General features: G+C 61.7%; 17 protein-coding genes. 8 read left to right on the top strand and 9 right to left on the bottom strand.

Annotated elements, in window-relative coordinates:
* From J1G34_RS08125 to J1G34_RS08135, 3 genes are all read left to right on the top strand, one after another.
* Nucleotides 1–879 carry an endonuclease/exonuclease/phosphatase family protein gene (locus tag J1G34_RS08125; RefSeq protein ID WP_065936526.1) on the top strand — a complete coding sequence of 293 codons (879 nt, stop codon included), beginning with the start codon at nt 1–3 and terminating at the stop codon, nt 877–879.
* Nucleotides 876–2,915: a diguanylate cyclase gene (locus J1G34_RS08130; protein ID WP_222993761.1), complete on the top strand. Its 2,040-nt coding sequence runs from the start codon at nt 876–878 to the stop codon at nt 2,913–2,915. The genes J1G34_RS08125 and J1G34_RS08130 overlap by 4 nt, the downstream gene beginning before the upstream one ends.
* An 89-nt stretch (nt 2,916–3,004) precedes the next feature.
* Nucleotides 3,005–3,781 (top strand): N-acetylmuramoyl-L-alanine amidase, encoded by a 777-nt coding sequence (locus tag J1G34_RS08135; RefSeq protein WP_065897861.1) that lies wholly within the window; start codon nt 3,005–3,007, stop codon nt 3,779–3,781.
* 8 nt (nt 3,782–3,789) lie between these two features.
* Here J1G34_RS08135 and J1G34_RS08140 read toward each other — a convergent pair whose 3' ends face one another.
* Nucleotides 3,790–5,577, bottom strand: a complete 1,788-nt coding sequence (locus tag J1G34_RS08140; protein ID WP_065895291.1) for an ATP-binding protein — start codon at nt 5,575–5,577, stop codon at nt 3,790–3,792.
* 10 nt (nt 5,578–5,587) lie between these two features.
* Complete coding sequence (algB, locus tag J1G34_RS08145; RefSeq protein WP_222993763.1) at nt 5,588–6,934, bottom strand: sigma-54-dependent response regulator transcription factor AlgB; 1,347 nt, start codon at nt 6,932–6,934, stop codon at nt 5,588–5,590.
* Between the two features lie 404 nt (nt 6,935–7,338).
* Here algB and J1G34_RS08150 point away from each other — a divergent pair, with 404 nt between their 5' ends.
* The 5 genes from J1G34_RS08150 to J1G34_RS08170 all read left to right on the top strand — a co-directional run bounded on the left by J1G34_RS08150 (nt 7,339) and on the right by J1G34_RS08170 (nt 11,710).
* Entirely contained in the window at nt 7,339–7,623 is a 285-nt protein-coding gene (locus J1G34_RS08150) for a hypothetical protein (protein WP_065895292.1), read from the top strand.
* Between the two features lie 78 nt (nt 7,624–7,701).
* Entirely contained in the window at nt 7,702–7,866 is a 165-nt protein-coding gene (locus J1G34_RS08155) for a DUF1328 domain-containing protein (protein ID WP_003187386.1), read from the top strand.
* Nucleotides 7,867–7,868: 2 nt separating this feature from the next.
* Nucleotides 7,869–8,336 (top strand): inhibitor of vertebrate lysozyme family protein, encoded by a 468-nt coding sequence (locus J1G34_RS08160; RefSeq protein ID WP_065886785.1) that lies wholly within the window; start codon nt 7,869–7,871, stop codon nt 8,334–8,336.
* A gap of 715 nt (nt 8,337–9,051) precedes the next feature.
* Nucleotides 9,052–10,383 (top strand): glutamate/aspartate:proton symporter GltP, encoded by a 1,332-nt coding sequence (gltP, locus tag J1G34_RS08165; RefSeq protein ID WP_222993765.1) that lies wholly within the window; start codon nt 9,052–9,054, stop codon nt 10,381–10,383.
* Between the two features lie 97 nt (nt 10,384–10,480).
* Nucleotides 10,481–11,710: a nucleoside recognition domain-containing protein gene (locus J1G34_RS08170; RefSeq protein ID WP_065895293.1), complete on the top strand. Its 1,230-nt coding sequence runs from the start codon at nt 10,481–10,483 to the stop codon at nt 11,708–11,710.
* 123 nt (nt 11,711–11,833) lie between these two features.
* Here J1G34_RS08170 and J1G34_RS08175 read toward each other — a convergent pair whose 3' ends face one another.
* The 7 genes from J1G34_RS08175 to J1G34_RS08205 form a co-directional block, all read right to left on the bottom strand.
* Entirely contained in the window at nt 11,834–12,445 is a 612-nt protein-coding gene (locus J1G34_RS08175; RefSeq protein ID WP_065895294.1) for an ABC-type transport auxiliary lipoprotein family protein, read from the bottom strand.
* Nucleotides 12,442–13,380 carry an MlaD family protein gene (locus J1G34_RS08180; protein WP_065886788.1) on the bottom strand — a complete coding sequence of 313 codons (939 nt, stop codon included), beginning with the start codon at nt 13,378–13,380 and terminating at the stop codon, nt 12,442–12,444. Before J1G34_RS08180 ends, J1G34_RS08175 begins: the two co-directional genes overlap by 4 nt.
* Before the next feature lies 1 nt (nt 13,381).
* Nucleotides 13,382–14,185: an ABC transporter ATP-binding protein gene (locus J1G34_RS08185; protein WP_065895295.1), complete on the bottom strand. Its 804-nt coding sequence runs from the start codon at nt 14,183–14,185 to the stop codon at nt 13,382–13,384.
* Nucleotides 14,182–15,330, bottom strand: a complete 1,149-nt coding sequence (locus J1G34_RS08190) for an ABC transporter permease (RefSeq protein ID WP_065897863.1) — start codon at nt 15,328–15,330, stop codon at nt 14,182–14,184. The genes J1G34_RS08185 and J1G34_RS08190 overlap by 4 nt, the downstream gene beginning before the upstream one ends.
* A 54-nt stretch (nt 15,331–15,384) precedes the next feature.
* The gene (locus J1G34_RS08195; protein WP_065897864.1) at nt 15,385–16,416 is read right to left on the bottom strand and encodes a DUF5924 family protein; all 1,032 of its coding nucleotides are present in this window, start codon (nt 16,414–16,416) and stop codon (nt 15,385–15,387) included.
* A 70-nt stretch (nt 16,417–16,486) separates the two neighbouring features.
* Nucleotides 16,487–17,869 carry a M16 family metallopeptidase gene (locus J1G34_RS08200; RefSeq protein WP_222993767.1) on the bottom strand — a complete coding sequence of 461 codons (1,383 nt, stop codon included), beginning with the start codon at nt 17,867–17,869 and terminating at the stop codon, nt 16,487–16,489.
* A 58-nt stretch (nt 17,870–17,927) separates the two neighbouring features.
* Complete coding sequence (locus J1G34_RS08205) at nt 17,928–19,586, bottom strand: Na/Pi cotransporter family protein (RefSeq protein WP_065895299.1); 1,659 nt, start codon at nt 19,584–19,586, stop codon at nt 17,928–17,930.
* Nucleotides 19,587–19,689 lie beyond the last annotated feature (103 nt).

The following is a 19,689-nucleotide window of genomic DNA, read 5'->3' on the forward strand; positions in this document are numbered from 1 at the left end:
ATGCGTCGTTGGGGTACCGAGCGTGTCGTCGGCCTGCATGATCCGCAGGTCAACGAACATCACCTGGAGTCCACAGGCCTGCCGGCGGACAGCCGCTTGCGCCTGCTCAGTTTCAATATTCAGGTGGGTAACAGTACCGAGAAATATCGGCACTACCTCACGCGTGGCTGGCAGCACTTGCTGCCGCACAAGGGGCGTACCGGCAACCTGCAGAAAATCGGCGACCTGCTCAGCGACTTCGACCTGGTCGCCCTGCAGGAAGCCGACGGCGGCAGCCTGCGCTCCGGCTACATCAATCAGGTGGAGCACCTTGCCCAGCTCGGTGCCTTCCCCTACTGGTACCAGCAACTCAATCGCAACCTCGGGCGCCTGGCGCAGCACAGCAATGGTGTGCTCAGTCGCCTGAAGCCGACAGTCATCGAGGATCACCCGTTGCCAGGCCCCAAGGGGCGCGGTGCGATCCTGGTGCGTTTTGGCGAAGGCCCGGAAGCCTTGGTGGTGGTGATGATGCACCTGGCCCTCGGCGGGCGTACGCGCAACCTCCAGTTGGCCTACGTGCGCGACTTGATTGGCAACTACAAGCATCAGGTGTTGATGGGGGACATGAACACCCACGCCAACGACCTGCTGCAGAATTCCCCGCTGCGTGACCTCGGCCTACTGGCGCCGCAAGTCGAAGCCACGTTTCCCAGTTGGCGCCCGCAGCGCTGTCTGGACCATATCCTGCTCAGCCCGAGCCTCACACTGGAAAGTGTGCAGGTGCTGGCGCACCCCATTTCCGATCACCTGCCGGTCGCGGTGGAAATTCGTCTGCCGGGCTCGCTGACGGCTGATGCGTTCCCCGCGTTGAGCCCTGGCCCCGGCGGACCTGTTGCATGAGCGACGACGCCCAGCGCTGGAAAGAAAAGTACCTTAAAGGCGTTGAGCAGCAAGACAAGCTCGAACGCCGCTGGGCCGCCCGCCTCGATCTGTTGCGTCGAGGGCTGGTGCGCAGCACGCTGGCGGCGGAAGGGACTGACCGCGCTGTCGATCAGTGCATGAAGGAAATGCGCGATGTCGTGCGCACTGACGACATGGACGCTGCCCTGGCCGCCCTGCTGCCGCGCCTGGAAAAGGCCGTGCTGGATTCCGAGCAGCGCCGCGAAACCCGGGTTGACCAAATCAGTACCGCCCTCACCGCTCTGGTCGCGCAGTTGCAGAAACTGCCGCTACCCCGTGAGGTGGCGCGCCCGCTGAAAACCTTCGCCAAGCAGCTTGACGGTCGAGTCGGGCAGGCACGGGAAATACCGCTGCTGCTCAGCGAGTTGAGCAGCCTGCAGGAACAGGCGCTGAATAACCTGGAGCCGGATGGCGAAACGCCGCGCTCCGGGCCCGGGTTATTGCAGCGCCTGTTTGGTGCCAAGGAGCACTCGAGCGAAGCGCCCGAGCCCGAGACACCCCCTGCGCCGCTCTCCGTCGCGCCCTCGCCTGAAGCCCCGGAGCCCGCGCAGTCCGAGGAACTGACCCAGGCATTGCGAGCTTTCGCGCCGTTGCCGCCGACAACGGACGTCTCTGCGCCTGAGCCTGCGGCCGCCGTCAAAGAGGCACCGGCCAGCGTAACGTCCGAGTTCCAAGTGCCTGCTCAAACGTCGCTCGCGCCCATGCCCGACGAAGCCTTCGATCGCGAGGCGACTGAAACGCCAGCCGAAGACGCCGCTGCCGAAAGCGCACTCGCGGCTTTTATCGAAGCGCCCCAAGACCCCGTCGATACGCCAGAGGAAACGCTGATCGGCAGCCTTTCACTCCCGCCCGTATTGGATACCGCAGAGCCTGACCCCGACGCCCTGCAGTCGGATGGTCTCTACGCCCTGCCCGATTCGCCCGAGCCTTCCTATAGCTCGGTTGCCAAGCATATTGAAGACACCTTGCTCGGCCTGCTGGAAGACCTGGCCCTGCCCGAGCGCCACCGACCACAGGCCGAAGCCATGCGCGAACGCCTGGCCGATGGCTTGAACTGGTACGAGCTGCTGCCGATCCTCGACGACCTGGCGGTGCTGATGCTGGCGGTTACCGACAGCGGCCAGCATGAATTCGAGGCTTATCTTAAACAGCTCAACGAGCGTCTTGAGGCATTCCAGGGTCACCTGCAGGTCGCCAGCGAAGGGCACGCCGACAGCCGCTCCGCCGCGCGGGAGCTGGACACGCAAATTCGCGAACAGGTAGACGGCCTGCAAAGCAGCGTGCAGGACGCCGCCGATCTGGACAGCCTCAAGCAGGTGCTGGAGAGCCACCTCGAGGGCTTGCTCGGCACCATGGACGAGCACCGACAACAGCGCGACCAGCGCGAGCAGGAAGTGGCCGCGCGGCTCCAGGGCCTGGCTGAACGGGTGGCGAACATGGAGCAGGAAGCCCAGGGCTATCGTGAGCATTTGGAGATACAGCGCCAGAAGGCGCTGATCGATCCGCTCACCGGCCTTCCCAACCGCGCGGCCTGGAGTGAGCGCCTGGATCATGAGGTCAATGCCTGGCACCAGCGTGGCAACAGCCTGTCACTGGCCATGCTGGACCTCGACCACTTCAAGCGTATCAACGACGGCTACGGCCACCTGGCCGGCGATAAAGTCCTGAAGATCATCGCCAATGTGCTGCGCAAACGCCTGCGCCCGACTGATTTCATTGCGCGCTTCGGTGGCGAAGAATTTGTGTTGTTGATGCCCGATTCAGCCCTGGCGGACGCCTTGGCTGTCGGTGACATGCTGCGAGTGGCCATCGAGGCTTGCCCGTTCCACTTCAAGGGCGAGCCGGTGACCATCACGGTATCCATGGGGGTGGCGCAGTTCCAGCCGGGCGAGCGCAGTGATCTGGTACTCAAGCGTGCCGATGAAGCGCTTTACAGGGCCAAGGCGGCGGGGCGTAATCGGGTGCAGGCGGCGTAAAAAATGTTCTGAATATGTAATTTGACCGCTTGCCCGCCAGCGGTACGTTACACTGTTGCATTATCGTCCTTTGTGTAATGCCTTCTCCTATGAAATCTTTCTTCATCGCCGTTGCCGTTGTTCTGCTTGCCGGCTGCTCCAGCGGCCCGCGCCTCAATACCAGCCATCCTTCCGTGAATCACGACAACCGCGTGCAGTTCGTGGTGGTGCATTACACCTCTGCCAACCTCGAGCGCTCCCTGGCGCTGCTGACCCACGGCCAGGTCAGCAGCCATTACCTGATCGGCGATGACGCCTCAGGCACAATTTACAAGCTGGTTGATGAAAGCCAGCGTGCCTGGCATGCGGGGGAAAGCGAGTGGATGGGGCGTACCTGGCTCAACTCCAGCTCCATCGGCATCGAGATCGTCAACCCCGGCTATAGCGATACCCCGACCGGCCGGGTCTGGTACCCGTACTCCGAGGCGCAGGTGAAGTCGCTGGTGGTGCTGCTCAAGGACATCAGCAAACGTAACGGTATCAACCCCAGGAACATCATCGGGCATAGCGATATCGCGCCGCTGCGCAAATTGGACCCGGGCCCGTTGTTCCCATGGAAGCGCCTGGCCGATGAGGGCCTGGGGGTCTGGCCGAATGCCCAGGCAGTGGCGCAATTGCAGCAGCAGTACGCCGCGCAGTTGCCGAGCATCACCTGGTTCCAGGAAGAACTGGCGCGTCTGGGCTACCCGACGCCGCAAACCGGTGAGCTGGACGTGGCCACGCGTCACGTGATCGCCGCATTCCAGATGCGTTTCCGCCCATCGTTGTTCGACGGAACGCCGGATGCACAAAGCGCGGCGATCCTGCGCGCCTTGAACCAACGCTGAATGGGTGCTTACAGAGGCAAGGCCATATAGAACTGTGTGCCCTGCCCCGGCCGTGAATACACGCCCATGCGGCCGCCGTGCAATTGCACGATCTCCTTGCACAGCGCCAGCCCCAGGCCGGCGCCGCCTTTCTTGCGCCCTACCTGCACGAAGGGCTCGAAAATGCGCCCTTGCTGGCCGTAGGCAATGCCTTCACCGTTGTCCTCGACGCTGATAATCACCCGTTCGCCATGACGTCGCGCCTGCAAGCGAATCTGCCCATCCTCGGCAGTATGCCGCAGGGCATTGCCCAGCAAGTTGTCGAGCACGCGCTCCAGTTGCGCCTGGTCGGCGTACAGGCGTGGCAGGCCTGACTGGGCTTCCACCAGCAGTTCGACGCGTTGCGCGTTCGCCGGTTCCGCGAACCGGGCCCGGGCATGTTCCAGCAGGTCGGTGACGTCGCACGGCCCCAGCGTGAGTTTCTGCAGGCCGTTCTGGTAGCGCGAGAAGTTGAGCAAATCGTTGATCAACTGCATCAACCGCTGCATTTCTTCGTTGACCGTATCCAGCAGGTCGGCTTCGCGCGACTCAGCCGGGAACTTGGCTCGCTCGCGGAAAAGTCCGAAGGCCATGTGCATGCCGGTCACCGGTGTGCGCAATTCATGGGAGGCGCGCAACACGAACTCGCTGCGCACCCGCTCAAAGGCACGTTGCTCGGTGACGTCATGCAGCACCATCACGGCGCCCAGAATATGCCCCTCGGTGTGGCTCACCGGGGTCAGGCTGTACGTCAGCAGGCGCAGCTCACCTTCGACTTCCACTTCCAGATCTTCCGGCGCCCGCTCCAGGTTGCCGCCGCGCAGCACCAGATGCAGTTGTTCATCCATTTCCGGGCGGCCCAGCGCTTCGCCCAGGCCCTGGCCGAGGCGTTCTTCGTCCCAACCCAGCTGGCGTTGCGCGACGGGGTTGAGGTGTTCAAGGCGGCCTTGGCGGTCGATCATCAGCAGGCCATCGTCGATGCTGTCGAGCACCGCCTGCAAGCGCTGCTGACCGGCGAGCAACTCATCGACATTGGTGGCCTGGTGTTGGCGCAAGGCCTCGGCCATGATGCCGAAGCGACGGGTCAGCAGGTTCATTTCCGCCGCCGTCGATATCGGTAATGTCACTTCGAAATCGCCTTGCCCGATTTTATCGGCAGCCTTGGCCAGCGCTTCGATGGGTGCACCGAATCGCCGGGCAATGCCATGGGCGGTCACGAAGCCGATGATCAACACCGCAAGGCCCACCAGCCCCAGCAAGCTGGCGACGAGCAGCGCACGTTCACGGGATTTATGCTCGCTGGTGCTGATATTTTCCAGCGCCAGCTTGTGGTGGACGATCAGCCCGTTGCGCAGGGTATTGAAGGCTTCAGTGAGCTTTTGCCTGCTGCTCGGCAGAGACGGGTTCTGTTGAGACTCGTCAAAAGCCTGCAGCAGGTTCTGATAGTCCTCGCGTGCCTGCTCGAAACCGTGGGTGTGACCGTCACTCTGTTCATGGGCTATGCCCTGGTCCAACAGGTCAAAGTAGCGCTGTTTGGAGGCTTGCAGGGCAGCCGGGTCAGGCCGCTTTTCGAGCATCATGATCAGTTGATCGCCCAGGCTCTGGCGCAACTTCACGCCCAGGTCGAGGGTGACGAAATTGCTGCGAATCAACGACTCCTGGGTCTTGGCCATCTGCATCACGCTGACCAGGCCCAGGATCAGCCCCAGCAGGGCCACGGTGATCAGCGCCGAGATGCTCAGGAATAACCGGGTGCGCAGTTTCATCGCGAGCTTCATGAAGTACAGCTCATAAGTTGTACTGTTTGCGTTTGCGATACAGGGTCGACGCATCGATGCCGAGGGTGCGGGCGGCTTGATCCAGCGTATCGCTGGTGGCAAGTACCGCGCCGATATGGGCTTTTTCCAATTCGTCCAGGCTCAGTGCCGCACCGATGCGTGGGGCGTTGTTGATCGGTTGCTCGGCCATGCCGAGGTGGCTGATCTCGACCTTCTCCTGAGGGCAGATGATGCTGGCGCGCTCCACCACGTTGCGCAGCTCGCGGATGTTGCCGGGCCAGCGATAGTTGAGCAGCGCTTCGCGCGCCTGATCGCTGAAGCCGCGCGCCGGGCGGGCATATTCCTTGACGAAACGCGCCAGGAAGCGGTCGGCCAGGGTGAGGATGTCTTCGCTGCGCTCGCGCAGCGGCGGCAGGTGCAACGTGATGACATTGAGGCGGTACAGCAAGTCTTCACGGAAGCGGCCGTCGCGCACCATGTCTTCCAGGTTCAGGTTGGTGGCGGCGAGAATGCGCACGTCTGCGCGGCGGGTAACCGGGTCGCCCACTCGCTCGTATTCCTTGTCCTGAATGAATCGCAGCAACTTGGGTTGCAGAGTCAGCGGAAAGTCGCCGATCTCGTCGAGAAACAGCGTGCCGCCGTCGGCCTGGTTGACGCGGCCCAATGTGCTCTCGCTGGCGCCGGTAAATGCGCCGCGGCTGTGGCCGAACAGTTCGCTCTCCATCAGTTCTGCGGTCAACGATGGGCAGTTGATGGTCACGCAGGATTTTTTCGAGCGTTTGCTCCAGCCGTGAATGGCCCGCGCCAACTCGCCTTTACCGGTGCCTGACTCGCCGAGGATCAAGATATTGGCATCGGTGCCGGCGACCTGCCGTGCGGTTTCCAGTACCACCATCATGGCCGGGCTATGGGAGTCGAGGCCGTCCTTGGGCTGGCGCACCGCGCCTTCCAGGGCTTCCAGGCGTGCCGAGAGCTGGCGTACTTCAAGCTGCTTGGCGGTGGCCAGGCGCAGTTGGTCCGGGCTGCAGGGCTTGACCAGGTAGTCGGCGGCGCCGGCCTGGATCGCATCGACTGCAGTGTCCACCGCCGAATGGGCGGTAACGATCACGACACGCATCCATGGCGCTTGAATACGCATATGCGCCAATACATCCAGGCCGTTGTCCTCGCCTAGGCGCAAGTCGAGAAAGCACAGGTCGAACACTTGGCGTTGCATCAAGGCATCGGCTTGGGCTGCGCTGTTGGCGGTGGCGACGGTGTAGCCTTCATCTTCCAGGCAATAGCGGAAGGTCCGGAGGATCGCGGACTCGTCATCCACTAAAAGAATGCGGCCTTGAAGTTCCTTGGCTGATTCCATCTGTCCCGCGCTCCTTAACTGTGAATGTTGGTGTTTAGTCCCGGAATAATCGGGCAAGTTGCATGGTTTATTCTGATCGATAAAAGGAAGCATCGCGTAGCTATCTGCACATCTTCCTACACGCCCTAGTAAAAGGCCCGATCTAGTGGCGTTTTCATAGCTTCTCGCCCCTTCGGCAATCGTCCATTCGCTTTCGATCCCTCGACCCGACCACTGACCATCGTGCATTTCGCACGGCCCCTGACAGTGCATCGTGCAGGATGCTGTGCTGTGTGCCGATAGATAATTCTTAAGTGTCTGATTTTATTGAGTTTTATTTTATAAAAAAGCTGGCATGAGCTCTGCAATAGTTGTTACTGCATAGAGCGTCATGACCGAATAATCAGAATGCGGGAGAAAGCAGTATGACTCGCCAAAGCCTCAGCCAATTGCGTGTATCGCCGCTTCACGTGCAGCAAGGTCTGTTCGCCAGCCTGGCGTTGATGGTCACGCTGATTGCCGGCCAGCAGATGCAGCATTGGCAGCAGAGTCAGCAGCAGGCCCCGCAGTTCGAACGCCCCGTCATGACCCAGACCCATTTCCGTTCCGTTGGCAGCACGACTGCTGATGCAACAGCCCCGCAACTGCGACTGGCAGACCAGGAGTCCACCCTGAGCGAACTGCCGGTTCAAGAACGCTGGGTGTTCTAAGCAACACATCGTCGCTCGCGTCGAGCGACTGCATGGCATCACCGCTGTTACCCCTATGAAAGCTTAAGGAGAATCACCATGTTGAGTTGGGCAATCACATTTCTGATCATCGCCATTGTGGCTGCAGTCCTGGGCTTCGGTGGTATCGCCGGCACCGCTACGGGTATCGCCAAGATTCTCTTCGTGGTCTTCCTGGTGATGTTTATCGCGTCGTTCTTCTTTGGTCGCAAAGGCCGAGGCTGAATATGACCACTGTGCCTTTTAAAGCCATAGCCGCCGCCCTGCTGTTGGGCGGCAGCAGCCTGGTGATGGCCGCCAACGACGGCCAATCCCGGGCCAATGAATTGCTCAGCACGGATGCGCAATACCGTGAAACCTGGCAAGGCGTGGTCAAGAAAGAGCAGCGCCTGCCCGAATGGGTGATGAACCTGTCGGGCGCGGCGGAGCAGATGAACGCTGTCGAAGAAGACGGTGAGAAGTACCTGGTAGGTCCGCTGTGTGAAACGGCAGATACCTGCCGGAACAAGCGCCTGATCGTCGCTTTCAGCTTCGATAAGGAAGATGCCTACGCCATGTTGGTGGAAGTCCCGGCCGGCCTGCCGGCGGACAAATCGCCGACGCGGCATGCCGATTACCGCTTTATCGGTAAGCCGGATGAAGGTATGCAGAAGCTGCTCATGGAGCAGCTGAAGAAAGATCCGAATTGGTACTAGGTTCCGTCTTACGGAGCCGGCGTCCATAGAAAGAAGCCAGTTCGCTTCTTTCTGTTTGCATCGCATACCAAATGCGATGCATGACCAGGGGGCCGGGTTGCTCTGATCGATCAGGATCGGCGTGACCTACGGGCACAGGGAGTGCCTGCGCAAGGGCCGGGTCAGGTGAAAAGCTGCGACGCAAGTTCACAAGTCCTCAAGCTTGCTGAACTTGCGGCGGGCTTATGACTCTCAAAGCCCGGGCATCATGCCGGCCATAGCTGGCATTCCTCGTTTTGCCTCTCGCCAATCATTACGTAGTGTGTCGGCGCGACCATCCATCGATAAATTTTTCCGAGCGCAATAGGCTATTTCTCACGCCATGCCGCGGATATTCCAAGCATTTCTACCCAACACCCCAAGTCCTCAGCTACCTCTGCGCAAGCCGGAATTGGCAGCTTCACGGCCGGTTCACCCGCTTCAATGGCATATCCGAACTGACCGTTCAGACAATTATTTTCAAAAAAAACCATGCCGATTCGGCATAGGGTAGGCGTTTACGGCATTAGACGTCGCCGCCTTGCATGGGAATAGTTGCGCCTTTTTTCGCCTGCCAGTAAGCCATTTCGGCCACGCTGCGGTGACCTTCCATGGAGGCAGATGCTCACACTTTTTCGCTTTCGAGCGGTCCAGCTGGCGCATTTGCCTTAAGTTCACTTGAAGTAAGGGTAATGACATGAAGAAGGCAAAGCTAAGCCTCGCCTGGCAGATCCTCATCGGTTTGGTGCTGGGGATCGCAATCGGTGCAGTGCTCAACCATTTCAGTGCTGAAAAAGCCTGGTGGATCAGCAACGTGCTGCAGCCGGCAGGCGATATCTTTATCCGCCTGATCAAGATGATCGTTATCCCAATCGTGATTTCGTCGCTGATCGTCGGTATTGCCGGTGTGGGTGACGCGAAAAAGCTGGGTCGCATCGGCGTCAAGACCATCCTTTACTTTGAAGTCGTCACCACCGTCGCCATCGTGGTCGGCCTGTTGCTGGCCAACCTGTTCCATCCGGGCGCGGGCATCGACATGAGTACCCTGGGTACTGTCGATATCTCCAAGTACCAGGCCACCGCCGCCGAAGTGCAGCATGAGCATGCGTTCATCGAGACTATTCTCAACCTGATCCCGTCGAACATCTTCGCAGCCGTCGCCCGTGGCGAGATGCTGCCAATCATCTTCTTCTCCGTGCTGTTCGGCCTGGGCTTGTCGAGCCTTAAGCCGGAACTGCGCGAGCCGCTGGTGACCATGTTCCAGGGCGTGTCCGAGAGCATGTTCAAAGTCACTCACATGATCATGAAGTACGCCCCTATCGGTGTATTTGCGCTGATCGCGGTGACGGTCGCCAACTTCGGCTTCGCCTCGCTGCTGCCATTGGCCAAGCTGGTGATCCTGGTTTACGTCGCGATACTGTTCTTCGCGTTTGCGGTGCTGGGCCTGATCGCCCGCCTGTTTGGTTTCTCGATCCTCAAGCTGATGCGCATCTTCAAGGACGAGCTGGTGCTTGCCTACTCCACCGCCAGTTCCGAAACCGTACTGCCGCGTGTGATCGAGAAGATGGAAGCCTACGGCGCGCCGAAGGCGATCTGCAGCTTCGTGGTGCCGACGGGTTACTCGTTCAATCTCGACGGTTCGACCCTGTACCAGAGCATCGCCGCGATCTTCATTGCCCAGCTGTACGGCATCGACCTGTCGATCGGCCAGCAACTGATGCTGGTGCTGACCCTGATGGTCACCTCCAAAGGCATCGCCGGCGTGCCGGGTGTGTCCTTCGTGGTGTTGCTGGCGACCCTGGGCAGCGTGGGCATCCCACTGGAAGGCCTGGCGTTTATCGCGGGTGTCGACCGTGTGATGGACATGGCGCGTACCGCGCTGAACGTGATCGGCAACGCCTTGGCCGTGCTGGTTATCTCGCGCTGGGAAGGCATGTACGACGATGCCAAGGGCGAGCGCTACTGGAATTCGCTGCCGCACTGGCGCAGCAAAGAGGTGCTGCCGGCCGGCGAGATCACTCGCGGCTGATCGCTCGAATGCTCTGACACAAACCCCGGATAATTCCGGGGTTTGTCGTTTCTGTCAGCCCCGTTATCATTCGCCCATCTTTCGGGGGATTCAACTGATGCTCAATGGCCTGTGGCTTGGCTTCTTTGTGGTGGCAATGGTGTCAGCACTGGCGCAATGGCTGGTGGGCGGTAACGCCGGAATTTTTGCGGCGATGGTGGAAAGCATTTTCGCCATGGCCAAATTGTCGGTGGAGGTCATGGTGCTCTTGTTCGGCACCCTGACGTTGTGGCTGGGTTTTCTGCGTATCGCCGAAAAAGCCGGGATCGTCGACTGGCTGGCCAGGGCCCTGGGCCCGCTGTTTCGTCGCCTGATGCCGGAGGTGCCCGCCGGCCACCCGGCTATCGGCTTGATCACCCTCAATTTCGCCGCCAACGGCCTGGGCCTGGACAACGCCGCCACGCCCATCGGCCTCAAGGCCATGAAGGCGCTGCAGGAACTCAACCCCATCCCCAATACGGCGAGCAACGCACAGATCCTGTTCCTGGTGCTCAATGCGTCCTCGCTGACGCTGTTGCCGGTGACCATCTTCATGTACCGCGCCCAGCAAGGCGCTGCCGACCCGACGCTGGTGTTCCTGCCGATCCTGCTGGCCACCAGCGCGTCTACGCTGGTGGGCCTGCTGTCGGTAGCGGTGATGCAGCGCCTGCGCCTGTGGGACCCGGTCGTGCTCGCCTACCTGATTCCCGGCGCGTTGGTGCTGGGGGGCTTCATGGCGCTGCTGGCGACCCTGTCCGCCACGGCGCTGGCCGGGTTGTCTTCGATCCTGGGCAACCTCACGCTGTTTGGCTTGATCATGCTGTTCCTTGTGATCGGCGCCTTGCGCAAGGTCAAGGTGTATGAGGCCTTTGTCGAAGGTGCCAAGGAAGGTTTTGACGTCGCCAAGAACCTGCTGCCCTATCTGGTGGCGATGCTCTGTGCGGTGGGCGTATTGCGTGCCTCCGGCGCGTTGGACTTCGGCCTGGAAGGGATTCGCCACCTGGTGGCCTGGACCGGCATGGACACGCGGTTTGTCGACGCGCTGCCCACCGCGATGGTCAAGCCGTTCTCCGGCAGCGCGGCGCGGGCGATGCTGATCGAGACCATGCAGACCCAGGGGGTGGACAGCTTCCCGGCGTTGGTGGCGGCGACGATCCAGGGCAGTACCGAGACCACGTTTTATGTGTTGGCGGTGTACTTCGGCTCAGTGGGCATCCAGCGGGCGCGGCATGCGGTGGGGTGTGCGTTGTTGGCGGAGTTTGCCGGCGTGGTCGCGGCTATTGCGGTGTGCTACTGGTTCTTTGGTTAAGGCTTAGATAGCCATCGGGGGCAAGTCGAATCGTCGCACCGCCCCTCCCACATTTAGATCTGTGAACACATTCAAACTGTGGGAGGGGCGGTGCGACGATTCGACTTGCCCCCGATGAGGCCCTCAGTGTTTCGCAGCAGTATTGCCTTGCGCCACAACCCAATCCACTACCTGCCTATTCAGTTGATCCCCGGCTTGCCCAAAAGCAGCCACCACCGCCGGCACCTTGGTATCCCCCACCTTCTGCCTTACCTCAAACCGCCGGCTGGCAATAATCCGCTGATCACTGCCGCGCACCAGCCGCGCATCCAGGCGAATCACCACCTCCACTGCCGTGCCATGGTATTCGCTCTGAAACGCCTGTAACTGGCCTCCCAGCTCATAGTCCGCCTGCAGGTTGGTCTCATCGGTACTCAACAGCGTCACCCGCCCATCACGCTGGAAGCCATCCAGCAGGCGATTGCGCAACAGCACCGGCGCCGGGTCGCTCCAGCGCGAGTGGGCATAGCTGCTGATCAGATCGCCATTGGGCACCACCGCGATGCGTGGGCTGTCGAGAAATTCGCTGGTCTGTGCCTTGGTCACGCGCAGTGACCAGCTCACCGGCGTACCTTGACTGACGGGCTGGGTCGACGCCAGGCGGTAGACGTCGGACGGGTCCGGCTTGGGCAGGATCGAGCACGCGCTCATCAATGCAAAGGCCACGGGAGCGATGATTCGGTAAGCACGCTTCATGGCGTGAACTCCTTGTTCTTGTCACTGCCCAGCAGGTAACCGCTGGGGTTGGCTTCCAGGCGGCGGGAGATGGCGCGTAGCGAACCGAGGGTTTCGCGCAGTTCGCGCACGGCCGGCGCCAGTTCATTGAGGCCCTGCAGGCCGCTGTTCACCGAGTCCTTGTTGTTGGCCAGCAAGGTGTTGAGGGTGGCGGTGCTTTGCTCGAGGGACTTCATTGCCTGCTCCGCGCTGCCAAAGGCTTGCTTGCCTTGGTCGTTGAGCAAACCGTTGGCGTTGCGCATCAATACGGTGGTCTGTTCCAGCGCGCCGCCGGCCTGCTTGCTCACTTGCATCAATTGCTGCATCACCACTTTGATGTCGCCGCGCTGTTCTGCAATGGCGCCGGTGGTTTGCTGCAGATTGTCCAGGGTGGTGCTCAAGCGTTCGACATTTTCCCGGGAGAACAGCTGGTTGGCGTTATGCAGCAGTAGGTTGACGCTGGTCATCAGGTCGTTGCTGTTATTGAGCAGGCGGGCGATGGGCGACGGCGACGCGATGATCTCCGGCAGGTTGCCGTCCTTGCCCTTGAGTTCCGGGCTCTGCGGGGTGCCGCCGCTGAGTTGGATGATCGACGTGCCGGTGATGCCGGTCAGTGCCAGTTTGGCCTGGGTGTCTTCCTTGATCGGCGTTTGCCCGGCGAGGCGGATGCGCGCCAGCACGCGGCGCGGGTCCTTGGGGTCCAGGCGCAGGCTGGTGACATCGCCCACCTTGATCCCGCTGTACTGCACCGAGCTGCCCTGGGACAGGCCGCTGACCGCTTCGTTGAACACCACCTCATAGTCCTGGAAGGCGCTGTCGACGCTGGATTTGGCCAGCCACAGGCCGAACAGCATCGCGCCGACCACCACTATTACGCTGAACAGTCCGATCATCACATGATGGGCTCGGGTTTCCATGTCATACCTCGTTGAGCGATTGAGCGGCATCCAATGCCGCGCGGCCTCGGGGGCCGTGGAAATAGTCGTGGATCCAGGCGTCATCGGTTTCCGAGACGACATCGATGGCGTCCGCCACCAGGACTTTCTTCTGCGCCAGCACCGCCACGCGGTCGGTGATGGTGTACAGCGTGTCGAGGTCGTGGGTGACCAGGAACACACTCAAGCCCAGCGCGTCGCGCAGGGTCAGGATCAGTTGGTCGAATTGCGCCGCGCCAATCGGGTCAAGGCCGGCGGTGGGTTCGTCGAGAAACAGGATGTCCGGGTCCAGGGCCAGCGCGCGCGCCAGGGCGGCGCGCTTGATCATGCCGCCGGACAGCGACGCCGGGTACTTGTCGGCCGCCGACAACGGCAGCCCGGCCAGGGCCAGCTTGACCGCCGCCAGATGCTCGGCATCGGCGCGGCTGAGCCCGGCATGCTCGATCAACGGCAAGGCGACGTTCTCGGTGACGGTCAGCGAGGAAAACAAGGCGCCCTTCTGGAACAGCACGCCGAAGCGCCGTTCCACCAGTGAACGTTCATGCTCGGACAAATTCGGCAGGTCCTTGCCCAATACCCGCACTTGCCCTTCGCTGGGCCGCCGCAGGCCGACGATGCTGCGCAGCAACACCGACTTGCCGCTGCCGGAGCCGCCGACCACCGCCAGGATCTCGCCCTTGTACAAATCCAGGTCGAGATTCTCGTGCACGCTCTGGCTGCCAAAGCGATTGCACAGGCCGCGAACTTCAATCACCGCCTCAGTGGGCGCTCGATGCAGACGACTCACCAGCCCATCTCCATGAAAAACATTGCCGCGACCGCGTCCAGCACGATCACCACGAAAATCGACTGCACCACGCTGGAGGTGGTGTGCGCGCCGACCGACTCGGCACTGCCGCTGACCTTGAAGCCTTCCAGGCAACCGATCGCGGCGATCAGGAACGCGAAGATCGGCGCTTTCACCATGCCCACCAGAAAATGCTGCACGCCGATGTCCGATTGCAGCAGCGACAGAAACATCGCCGGCGAAATATCCAGAGCCACCGCACACACCACGCCACCGCCGACAATCCCCGAGAGCATCGCCAGGAATGTCAGCATCGGCAGCGCCACCAGCAATGCCAGGACCCGCGGCAGCACCAGCAGCTCCATCGGGTCCAGGCCCAGGGTGCGGATCGCGTCGATTTCTTCGTTGGCCTTCATCGAGCCGATTTGTGCGGTAAAGGCGCTGGCCGTGCGACCGGCGATCAGGATGGCGGTGAGCAACACGCCAAATTCGCGCAGGAATGAAAACGCCACCAGGTCCACGGTGAAGATCGTCGCGCCGAAGCTCTTGAGCACGGTGGCGCCGAGGAAGGCCACCACGGCGCCGACCAGAAAGGTCAGCAGCGCAACGATCGGCGCGGCATCCAGGCCGGTCTGTTCGATATGCGCGACCACCGGCGTCAGGCGCCAGCGCTTGGGCCGCAGGATGCCGCGCACGAAGGTTTCGAGGATCAGGCCGATGAAGCCCAACAGTTTCATCCCGTCTTGCCAGACGGTGTCCACGGCGCGGCCGATGCGCGCCAGCAGTTGCACACCGGCGCCCTCTTCCGGCTCCTTGAGCGGTACGCAAAAATCATTGAGCGAGCGGTAGACCGTCTTGAGCAGTGCCCGGTCGGCGGCGGACAGGCTGCAATCGCTCTGCTCGGCGGAGCGTTCGATACGTTCGGGGCCCAGCAACTCCACCAGCAGCGAAGCGCCGGCAGTATCCAGGGCGCCGAGGCCGTTAAGGTCGATGTGCGCGCCGGCGTCGTATTGGCCGTCGAGTGTGTTCGACAGCTTCTTCAGCTTTGCGTAATGGGCAAGCGTCCAGTCACCGGTAATGCGCAGCAACGGCGGTGTGCGGGACGTATCGAGTTGGGCCGCGCCGGCCGTCGTGGGAGTGGTCATAAGCTCCGAGCGTATTTGGCTGTCCACAATTGCTACGTAATAGCACGATCGGGCCTATGGCGGGTTGTCCGTTTGTGCTGAGTCGGTGACGTTAAAGCGCAGCACGCCAATCACTTGCCCGTCTTCGGTGAGCACCCGCACCTGCCAGCGGCCTACCGCATCCGGCGGGAAGTTCTGCTTGTGCGTCCAGGCGCGGTAGCCCTCCTTGCGGCCGCCATGGATATCCAGGGCAATGCGGTCGACTTCCTTGCCGTTGAATTTCCACACATGGTAGATCCGCTCATCGAGGCCGCGCGGCGCGTTGATTGCGGTGTAGGCGTACAGTCCGCCGCTGCGCAGCTGGGCGGCGCTGACTTGCTTGAGGTCGTCGCCCGGTGTGCGGTCTTGCAGCTGGGTGCTGATGGCCACTTCAGTCATCCACAGGGTGGCAGGTGGCACCCAGCTACGCAGCAACCAGCCGGCGCTGCCAATAGCGGCTGTCACCCCCAGCAGCATTGCCCAGCCTTTGACGCTGCGCAGCGGCAGGCTGGCGGCCAGGCTCGGAATCGACAGGGCCATGGCGACGCCCAGTGCCAGTTTGTAACTTTCGGCGGTCGTCAGGTGCAGGATGATCGGCAGCGCGGTCAGCAGTGCGGCGAACAATGTCAGCGTATGCAAGGCGAGGAACAGCGAGCGCTTGGGCGCCAGCCACTTGTAATACAGCGGGTCGATGATCGAGACCAGCGCCGCCGCGCCGAGCAGGCCGGTGAACGCCGATTGGCCGCTGTTCCAGGCCGTGGTGACGAAAAAGAACGGCAACACGAAAAACAGACTTTCCTGGTGGATCATCTGGGTCGCATAGCGCAGCAGCGGTTCCGGTATCTCGCGGTTGAACATCTTGGTGAACAGCTGGGTGAAGCTGTTTTCCAGCATCAGCCACAACCAGCTCACCAGCAGGATCACGGCGATCCAACTGGCCATGCCTTGCTGGCGGTCCACCAGGATGAAGCTGCCCACACCCGAGATGAAGCCGCCGAGTGCGATCACCCCAGGGTAGCGCTTGATCAGTTCTATAACGCGCTGGATAAGGGGCGGCAGGTTTGGCATGGGCGATTCACAATAAGGGTTAGAAAAATCCGCGACAGAATAACGTCTTGGTCCGCTGTTCGGCGCCTCATTACGCGAGCCGTTTGCGATAAAACCGCAGGGCGATCCACGCAAGCCCGATCAGTCCCAGCACGCCCGCGCCTATCCAGCTCAGGGCGTTGTAGCTCAACAGCGGTTTTTCGATGCGCCAGTAGCCCGGCTGCTCCAATACCTGGCGCATGGCCTGATTGGTCTGGGCCAGGGTCACGGCCTTGATACGTTTGGCCGGGTCGCTGAAGCGCCCATCGTCATATTCGCCGGCGGCGCTCCAATAATAGTCGGCCAGCGCGCTGTTGCCCTGCACGGCCCAGGCCTGACGTGCAATGGCGGCTTGCTGCAGGCGCGCGAACACCGCCGGGTCGAGGCCATCCTTGAGCAAGCGGGCCTTGAGGTCTTGCAATACCTGCTCGGCTTGCTCGAGGTTTTCCCGTTCGAGGTCGGCGTTCAGGCTCAGGAAGCCAACGCCGCCGAGCACTTCACGCTCGCTCCAGGGCCCGTAGGACAGGCCGTGCCTGAGGCGCAATTGGCGGTACAACGCCCAGTCGAGGTAGTCCTTGAGCAGGTCGTAGGTTTCATCATGCTGGTCTTCCAGCACCGGCTCCGGGAACAGCCAGTGCAGCTTGGCATTGTCGCCGACCCAGCCGTGGATCAGGTCGCGATGACTGGCGGCGGCCTGCTGGATTTGCGGCAGCGGTCGATGTTCGCTCGGCTCTACCGGGTCGAGCTGGCCATAGGTGCGTTCCAGGTAGGCCGGCAGCAGTTTGTCCAGGTCGCCGACGACGATCAGGGTCATGTTGTTCGGTGCGTACCAGTTTTTGCGCAGCGCCTCCAACTGGTCGCGGGTCAGAGCGTTGACCTCGGCGCGTTCGGCGCACTTGAGGCCCAACTCGACGGCCAGCTGGTTGCTGGCGTTGTGGCCCAAGTCCTGGCGGTCCAGCAGGCGTTGCAAGTGGGAATAATGGCCACCGTCCTCGCGCTCGACCACCTGCTTGGCGGCGTTGATATTGGCGTCGGTCAGTTGGGTGCGGGTGACGATTGCCAGCAGCAGATCCAATACCTTGCGCTGGTTCTGCGCGGGCGCCTCGATCACGAACGTGGTGTCGGCGTTGCTGGTGTAGGCGTTCCACTCCCCGCCCAGGGCCTGCATGCGGTCTTCGAGGTCGCCTTCGTTACCGCCGTCGATGCCGCTGAACAGCAGGTGCTCGAACAAATGCGGCAGCTCTTTCTGGTCGCAGCTGAAATCGTCCAGGCCCACGCCGACTACCAGGCGGATCGCCACATGCCCGCGCTCGGTGCCCGGTTTGAGCAGCAATTGCAGGCCGTTGGGCAAGGTATAGCCTTCGACCTGCAGGCGGTCAAAGGCAAAGGTGTGTGCCGAGCCCATGAGCAGGCAGGCGAGTAACAGGCGACGCATAACAAGCTTCCTGGCGAATGAGGTCCGTTGTTAACTGACTTCGCTCGCTGGCGTACGTTCAGGGCGAATGGGTGATGTCGGCAATATCGTCGGCGGAGAGTGCGCCGGTGTCGGACGTTTCCAGCACGACATAAGCGCTGCTGCAAAACAACGAGTTCAGGCGCTTCATGTCGGCGATCAGCTCCAGGTGCAGGGAGCTGGTTTCCAGGCTCTGTACGATTTTACGCTGCAAGCGGCTGACGTGAGCGTGGGCCAGGCGCCGCTCCTGGGCGCGAAAGCGGCGTTTCTCCCGCAGTAATTGGCGGGCGCTTTCCGGGTCGCCGCTGAGGAATACCGACAGGCCCAGGCGCAGATTGGCGATCAGTTGGCTGTGCAGGCCGCTGAGTTCTTCCAGGCCGACTTCGGAAAATTGCCGGCGCTGGGACGTCTTCTGCTGCTGCACTTTGCGCAGCATGCGCTCGATCAGGTCGCCTGCCAGCTTCAGGTTGATCGACAGTTCGATGATTTCTGCCCAGCGTCGATTGTCCTGCTCACTCAGGTCTTCACGGGGCATTTGCGCCAGGTAAAGTTTGATCGCGCTATAAAGCGCCTCGACGTCATCGCTGAGGCTGCGCATTTGCTGGGTAATGGCGGTTTGGTTGCCGCGCAGCACTTCCTGCATCGAGGTGAGCATGTTGTCGATCAGGTCGCCGAGCCGCAGGGTTTCGCGGGCGGCGTTGGCCAGCGCCAGGCTCGGCGTGTTCAGCGAGGCCAGGTCCAGATGGCGCGGCTTGGCTTTGCCGTTGGTCTCGGGACGCTCCGGCAGCAGCCATTCGCACAGCCGCGCCATCGGGCCAATAGTGGGCAACAGAATCAGGCAGCGGCTGACGTTGTAGAGCAGGTGAAAGGTGATGACCATGCCTTGGGTGCTGTAGTCCAGGCCGTCCATCCAGCGGACGAGTGGGTCGAGTACCGGAATGATCAGCAGCAGGCCGATCAATTTGTACAACAGGCTGCCCAAGGCGACTTGCCGCCCGGCGGTGTTTTGCATGCTGGTGCTGAGAAAGGCCAGGATGCCACTGCCGATGTTGGCGCCGATGACCAGGCCGATGGCCACGTGCAGACCGATCACGCCGGCACCGGCCAGGGTTGCCGTAAGCAGCACTGCGGCGAGGCTGGAGTAGGAAATCATCGCGAACAGCGCACCGACCAGGGCGTCGAGCAGGATATCGCCGGTCAGCGAAGCGAAGATGACTTTGACGCCCTGGGCATGGGTAATCGGCCCGGCGGCTTCGACGATCAATTGCAGGGCCAGGATGATCAGCCCGAGGCCGATCCCGACCCGGCCCAACTGCCCTGCCCGCGTCTGTTTGCGCGACAGGAAAAAAATCACCCCGAGGAAGATCAGCAGCGGTGACAACCACGACAGGTCGAAGGTCAGCACCCGCGCCATCAACGCGGTACCGACGTCGGCGCCGAGCATGGTGGCCAGGGCGGGCGTAAGGCTCATCAACCCCTGGCCGACAAAGGACGTCACCAGCATTGCCGTGGCATTGCTGCTCTGCACCATGGCCGTCACCAGGATACCGGCGACAAACGCCAGCCAGCGCTTGGACATGTTCTGCCCGATGACTTGGCGCAAGTTGGAGCCGTAGACCCGCAGGATGCCGGTACGGACGATGTGCGTGCCCCAGATCAGCAGGGTCACGGCGGAAAGCAGATTGAGCAAGGTCAGCATGCTCGGCCCCCCGTGTGGGTGAGCTCCAGCAGGAGCGAAGGAAAGTTGCCGCGTGCCGTTCTACGTCTTGTGGTTAAGCTGTAGTTGGCGAATGGGCTCTGCG

This window comes from Pseudomonas sp. Wu6 (assembly GCF_019891515.1).
In the GTDB taxonomy this organism is placed as follows: domain Bacteria; phylum Pseudomonadota; class Gammaproteobacteria; order Pseudomonadales; family Pseudomonadaceae; genus Aquipseudomonas; species Aquipseudomonas orientalis_A.